At 64.6% G+C, this 2,952-nt stretch carries 2 protein-coding genes and 1 pseudogene; all 3 read right to left on the bottom strand.

What is annotated here, in order from left to right:
• A partial coding sequence (locus tag DESPIG_RS08735) for a M48 family metalloprotease (RefSeq protein ID WP_006007639.1) occupies positions 1-662 on the bottom strand: 662 nt, incomplete at its 3' end.
• A gap of 284 nt (positions 663-946) precedes the next feature.
• The gene (argJ, locus tag DESPIG_RS08740) at positions 947-2,140 is read right to left on the bottom strand and encodes a bifunctional glutamate N-acetyltransferase/amino-acid acetyltransferase ArgJ (protein WP_147589009.1); all 1,194 of its coding nucleotides are present in this window, start codon (positions 2,138-2,140) and stop codon (positions 947-949) included.
• Positions 2,141-2,277: 137 nt separating this feature from the next.
• A pseudogene (gene fusA / locus DESPIG_RS08745) lies at positions 2,278-2,952 on the bottom strand (elongation factor G); the annotation flags it as partial.

Genomic DNA, 2,952 nt, shown 5'->3' on the forward strand with positions numbered 1-2,952 from the left:
AGGGGCTGGCCGCAGATGCGGGCGCCGGTCTCGTCGGCCAGGTACTCGCGCGAGCGGGAGATGGCCATCTGGATGATGCTGGCGGCGATGGGGGCCAGGATGGCCAGCAGGAACGCGGCGATGGGGTTGGTGCCGCCTTCCTCGTCGTTGCTGCTGCCGCCGAAGATGGCGGCGAACTGCATGAAGTTGGCGATGCTGACGATGACCGAGGCCAGCACGCCGGCGATGGTCTGGATCAGGATGTCGCGGTTGGCGATGTGGCCGATCTCGTGGGCGATGACGCCGCGCAGCTCCTCGGGGCTGAGGATGCGCATGATACCGTCGGTGACGGCCACCACGCCGTGCTCGGGGTCGCGACCGGTGGCGAAGGCGTTGGGCGCGTCTTCAGGGATGACGCAGACGCGGGGCTTGGGGATGCCGGCGTTGGCGGAAAGCTCGGCCACCATGCGGTGCAACATGGGGGCTTCGTCTTCGGACAGCTCGCGGGCCTGGTACATGGAGAGCACGATCTTGTCCGAATACCAGTAGGAACCCACGTTCATGATCATGGCGATCACGAAGGCGATGATGATGCCGGTGCGGCCGCCCATGATGCCGCCCAGGCCGATGATGATGGCGGAAAGCAGGGCGAGAAGCAGCACGGTCTTGATCTGGCTGGTCATGGTATCTCCTTGATGTGCGAGGTAGGGATTCGCTCACTGTAGATAAGCATGCGTCAGCAAAATGGCAAGAGGTGGGGAAAAGGATGCTGGGGAAGGGCGACAGGAATGGCCGGGTATATCCCTGCGACGAAAAAGGAGAGGCGGGGAAGCACGGTGCTGCCGTGTTTCTCCGCCTCTCCCTGATAAAGCGTGTTTGAGGAGGAAGGGGAAAGTTTGAGGGGGAAGGAGGCCTTTTCGGCGCTGGCAAAGGGCTTCCTTTCCCCTCAACAAAACACCTCTCTCGCTTACGAGCGGTAATCGGCGTTGAGGCTGACGTATTCGTGGCCGAGGTCGGAGGCGCGCAGGTCGTAGCAGCCGTCGCCGAGGCCCATATGGATCTCCACCGGGATGTCGGTGGCCTTGAGCAGCTCGGAAAGCTCGGCTTCCTTGTCGCCGTTGACGGGCTGGCCGTCGCGGAAGCGTTCGATGCCGCAGAGCACCAGACGCACGCGGGCGGGATCCACCTGGGCCCCGCTGCGGCCCACGGCAGCCACGATGCGGCCCCAGTTGGCGTCCTGGCCGTAGATGGCGGTCTTGACCAGCTGGGAGTGGCCCACGGTGCGGGCGATGCGGCAGGCGTCCTCATCGGAGGCGGCGCCGCTCACGGTGATGTGCATGACCTTGCTGGCGCCCTCGCCGTCCTTGACCAGCATGTAGGAGATCTGGCCCAGGATGTCGGTAAGGCCCTTTTCCAGCAGGGCGGCGTCCTCACCTTCGGCACGGATGCCGGAAGCGCCGTTGGCCAGGCCGAGGATGGTGTCGTTGGTGGAGGTATCACCGTCCACGCTGACGCGGTTGAAGGTCTTGTCCACGGCGCGGGCGAACATGGCCTGCCAGGTCTCGCGGTCCACATCGGCGTCGGTGAGCATGACGGCCAGCATGGTGGCCATGTTGGGGCAGATCATGCCCGCGCCCTTGGCCATGCCGGTAAGGCGCACGGTGCCGCCGGACAGGGGCACCGTGATGCTGGCGAACTTGGGAAAGGCGTCGGTGGTCATGAACGCGCGGGTAAAGCCTTCGGCATCGCGGCTGCCCAGGCTTTCCACCAGGGAGGGCACGGCCTCGCGCCAGCGGTCCATCTTGAGCTGGTCGCCGATGACGCCGGTGGACATGGGCATGATCTCGTGCGGAGCCAGCCCGGTGAGGGCGGCGACCATGCGTCGGGTCTCGAGGCAATTCTCCAGGCCTTCGTCGCCGGTACAGGCATTGGCCTGGCCGGAGTTGGCCAGCACGGCGCGGCAGGTGCCGTATTCGCGCAGGGTCTGCTGGCAGACCTGCACGGGGGCGGCCTTGAAGGCATTGGTGGTGAACAGGCCCGCCAGCACGGCGGGACGGTCGGAAACAATCAGCCCCAGGTCGTCGCGGCCGGCTTTTTTGAAACCGGCGGCAGCGGCCCCGGCGGAGAAGCCGAGGGGCAGGTCGTTGCGCGTATCGCTCATGGGAACATCCTTTCCGGTCATGGGCTTCCGGGAGGAAAACGATGAAAAAAAGGCGGGGATCTTGCCTTGCAAAATCCCCGCCGTCATATCAAGCAACCAGCGCTGTCCGGTCTTTGTGGGAACGGACGTTCAGGACGCTAGTTTTTGCTCTTCTGGATCTCGTCGGCGATAGCCTGGGGCACACGCTCGTAGTGATCGAACTGCATGGTGAAGGTGGCGCGGCCCTGGGTACGGGAGCGCAGGTCGGTGGCGTAACCGAACATGGAGGCCAGGGGCACCTGGGCGCGCACGCTCTGGGCACCGCCGGCGCGGGCTTCCATGCTCTGCACGCGGCCGCGGCGGCCGTTGAGGTCGCCCATCACGTCGCCGAGGTATTCTTCGGGGGTGACCACTTCCACGTCCATGATGGGTTCCAGCAGGACCGGGCCGGCCTTCTGCATGGCGTCCTTGATGGCCATGGAACCGGCCACGTAGAAGGCCTGTTCGGAGGAGTCCACTTCGTGGTAGCTACCGAAGACCAGGTTGACCTTCAGGTCCACGCAGGGGAAGCCGGCCAGCACGCCGGACTTCATGGCATCCTGGATACCCTTGTCGATGGCGGGGATGTATTCCTTGGGGATCACGCCGCCGGTGATGGAGTTGATGAACTCGTAACCCTTGCCCGGGTTGGGTTCCACCTCGATCACGCAGTGACCGTACTGACCGCGACCACCAGACTGCTTGGCATGTTTCATGTCGGTCTTGGCAGGCTTGGAGATGGTTTCGCGGTAGGCAACCTGGGGCTTGCCCACGTTGGCGTTGACGTTGAATTC

This window comes from Desulfovibrio piger ATCC 29098 (genome assembly GCF_000156375.1).
Classification (GTDB): domain Bacteria; phylum Desulfobacterota; class Desulfovibrionia; order Desulfovibrionales; family Desulfovibrionaceae; genus Desulfovibrio; species Desulfovibrio piger.

Excerpts from the sequence above, each read along its gene's own strand:
- argJ (WP_147589009.1), bottom strand. The coding sequence starts at position 2,140 with ATGAGCGATACGCGCAACGACCTGCCCCTCGGCTTCTCCGCCGGGGCC.